This is a genomic window from Pseudoneobacillus rhizolycopersici, assembly GCF_054786815.1.
In genome coordinates this window covers 1-277 of sequence record NZ_JBTOOE010000084.1, presented here as the reverse complement: position 1 = coordinate 277, position 277 = coordinate 1, and the positions used below count along the sequence as shown (strand labels likewise).

General features: G+C 60.3%; 1 protein-coding gene. It reads right to left on the bottom strand.

Annotated elements, in window-relative coordinates; genetic code table 11:
- Window positions 1–224, bottom strand: a 224-nt coding sequence (locus tag ACX9YW_RS22950) for a hypothetical protein (RefSeq protein WP_460351032.1), incomplete at its 3' end; no start/stop codon positions are given.
- Window positions 225–277 lie beyond the last annotated feature (53 nt).

Below are 277 nucleotides of genomic sequence, written 5' to 3'. Positions count from 1 at the left end.
AGCACGAACACGGTGGAGGCGGGTATCACGGCGGTGATGAAGAACACTCCCACTGTGGACCACGCCCGCACGCCCAGCGGCAGGTATGCCATGGGAGTGAGCCACAAGGCCACTGCCATGGCGTATGTTGCCATGAGCAGCGGTGAGAAAACATCGGAGATGGCTGATGCGGCAATGCAGGTTCCTTTGTGGCGGCGGACGGCGCTGCGGTTGCGGTTTTGCATAGATTTCATATTCCTTTTCTTAACCTTGCCACCGGCACGCCGAGGCGCTCGCG